General features: G+C 72.2%; 3 protein-coding genes and 1 pseudogene. 1 reads left to right on the forward strand and 3 read right to left on the reverse strand.

Features of this window, described 5'->3' with window-relative positions; translation table 11 throughout:
• The 3 genes from NON22_RS22925 to puuE form a co-directional block, all read right to left on the reverse strand.
• The coding region (locus tag NON22_RS22925) for a hypothetical protein (protein ID WP_257389306.1) at window positions 1-407 on the reverse strand (407 nt) is incomplete at its 3' end.
• A 118-nt stretch (window positions 408-525) separates the two neighbouring features.
• Window positions 526-1,032 carry a 2-oxo-4-hydroxy-4-carboxy-5-ureidoimidazoline decarboxylase gene (gene uraD, locus NON22_RS22930; RefSeq protein ID WP_257389307.1) on the reverse strand — a complete coding sequence of 169 codons (507 nt, stop codon included), beginning with the start codon at window positions 1,030-1,032 and terminating at the stop codon, window positions 526-528.
• Window positions 1,029-1,964, reverse strand: a complete 936-nt coding sequence (puuE, locus tag NON22_RS22935; RefSeq protein ID WP_257389308.1) for an allantoinase PuuE — start codon at window positions 1,962-1,964, stop codon at window positions 1,029-1,031. The genes uraD and puuE overlap by 4 nt, the downstream gene beginning before the upstream one ends.
• Before the next feature lie 119 nt (window positions 1,965-2,083).
• On the opposite strand from puuE, the pseudogene NON22_RS22940 reads away from it, so the two are divergent.
• Window positions 2,084-2,609 (forward strand): annotated as a pseudogene (locus tag NON22_RS22940) (hypothetical protein); the annotation flags it as partial.

The following is a 2,609-nucleotide window of genomic DNA, read 5'->3' on the forward strand; positions in this document are numbered from 1 at the left end:
ACGCCGACGTCGTGCGCCGCGCCGACGCGGCCGGCCACGACCCAGCCGCCGTCGGCGAGCCGCGCGATGCCGCGGCCGTAGGCCGGATAGTCGGCCGCGTCGCCGCTGAAATCGACCGTGGCAACGCCGAGACTGCCGAAGCCCGGATCGGCGCTGCCGTCGCTGCGGAACTTCGCGATCGCGAAGCGCGACGCGACGGTGTTCGGGCCGACGCCGGCGACGCCGATGACCGCGACGCTGCCGTCGTCGCCGAGCGCCGCGGCGGGTTCGTAGGACTGGTAGTACGGCGCGTCGACCGACTGCGACGCGACGGCGCCGCCGGCGAAGCCCGTATCGGGATCGCCGTCGGCGGCATGGACGGAGGCGGCCGCGAACAGCGCGGCGGCGAACAGGCGGGCGGCTCTCATTCGGTCTTCCTGCAAAGGCGCAGCGAACGCGTGCTGCGCGTCCGAGGACGCAGCCGCGACGCCGTTGCTGTCAGCAGTGCCGCCGGTCCGCGTTGCCGCGGTTGCGCGTCCGTAGGCGTCAGCCCTGCAGCAGCGCCTCGAGCCGGAAGCGCGCGATGCATTCGACCTGATGCAGGGCTTCGGCGAATTCGTCCTCGCGCGCGTTGTCCACGCGCGCGGCCATGTCGGCGAGGACGCTCGCGCGCGTGTGGCCGCGCACCGCGAGGATGAACGGAAAGCCGAAGCGCCGTTCGTACTGCGCGTTCAGCGCATGCAACTGCGCGTATTCCTCGGGACTGCACTGGTCGAGTCCGGCGCCGTGCTGTTCGCGCGTGGAGTCGGCCGTCAGCTCGCCGCGCAGCGCGGCCTTGCCGGCCAGCTGCGGATGCGCGCGCAGCAGGGCCAGGCGCTGCGCCTCGTCGGCGTCGACGACGGCCTTGCACAGGGCCGCGTGCAGGTCGTCGATGCCGGCGAACGGGCGCAGCGGCCAGACCTCGTCGGCGACCCAGGGCGAGTGTTCGAAGACCGCGCCGAGCCGCGCGACGAAATCGGCGCGGTCCAGCGCATTGAGCTCGGTGATCGTCATGCGGCGCTCCGGTAGGGGTGACGCTGCAGCCAGTGGCGCGCGACGTCGATGCGCCGGCAGATCCAGACGCGGTCGTGCCGGGCCAGGTGGTCGAGGAAGCGCTGCAGCGCGACGAAGCGGCCGGGGCGGCCGAGCAGGCGGCAGTGCATGCCGACCGACAGCATGCGCGGCGTCTCCGCGCCTTCGGCATACAGCACGTCGAAGCTGTCGCGCAGGTAGTCGAAGAACTGCGTCGCGGTGTTGAAGCCCTGCGGCGTCGCGAAGCGCATGTCGTTCGCGTCGAGCGTGTACGGCACGACCAGATGCGGCCGGCGCGTGCCGTCGCTGACGGTCACCTCGGTCCAGAACGGCAGCTCGTCGCCGTAGTAGTCCGAGTCGTAGACGAAGCCGCCGTGCTCGACGACGAGGCGGCGCGTGTTCGGGCTGTCGCGGCCGGTATACCAGCCCAGCGGCGCGGCGCCGGTCAGCGCGCGCTGGATCGCGACGGCTTCGGCCAGGTGCGCGCGCTCGACGGCCTCGTCGACGTTCTGGTAGTGGATCCAGCGCAGGCCGTGGCTGGCGATCTCGTGATCGAGTTCGCCGCAGGCCTGCACGAATTCGGGATGGCGCTGCAGCGCCATCGCGACGCCGAACACGGTCAGCGGCAGGCCGCGCCGCTCGAACTCGCGCAGGATGCGCCAGACGCCGACGCGCGAGCCGTATTCGTAAATCGACTCCATGCTCAAGTGCCGCGCCGGATACGACTGGGCGCCTATGATCTCGGACAGGAACTGCTCGCTGCCGCCGTCGCCGTGCAGCACGCAGTTCTCGCCGCCTTCCTCGTAATTGAGCACGAACTGCACGGCGACGCGCGCGCCGCCGGGCCAGTCGGCCTGCGGCGGACGGCGGCCGTAGCCGATGAGGTCGCGGGGATAGGCGTCGGTGGCGGTCATGCGCGGCCTTGGGCAGGACGGGGCGGGGCAGTGTCGGCGCTGGCGAGCGCTACTGGCAAGCGCGGCGCGCGCCGATGGCGATCTTGTTACAGTCCGCGTTTTCGTCTGCGGAATCTTCGATGCTCGCATTCGCCGAAGCGGTGCGCCGGCGCTGGGCTGCGGCGGTCGCGGTGCCGTTCGCCGCGGCCGGCTGGATCGCACTGGCCGTCATGCTCGCCGCGGCCGCTGCGGCCGGACTGGACCCGCTGTTCGCCGCCGATGCCGAGCCGATACCCGCGGGCCAGCTTCATGCGCTGCTGACCAACGCCATGCCCATGGCCCTGCTGAGCCTGGCCCTGCTCGCCGTCAGCGGCCGCGTGCTCGGTTCGCTGCTGACGGCCGGCGCGGCGTATGCGGCGCTGGTCGCGGCGAGCACGATCAAGCTCGAACAGCTCGGACTGCCGCTGCTGCCGGCCGATTTCGGATTCCTGAGCTGGGGCGGCGGCGGCGCGCTGTTCCGTCATTACGTCTCGGCCGGACAGGCCGCCGCGATCGCCGGCCTGTCGGTCGCGGCGCTGTTCGCGTTCCGGCTCGAACCGCGCCGGCTGCGTCCGCGCGCGGCCGTGCGCGGGCTGCTCGCCGTCGTGGTCGCAGATCGGAAGAGCG

It is taken from the genome of Tahibacter caeni, assembly GCF_024609805.1.
Taxonomy (GTDB): domain Bacteria; phylum Pseudomonadota; class Gammaproteobacteria; order Xanthomonadales; family Rhodanobacteraceae; genus Tahibacter; species Tahibacter caeni.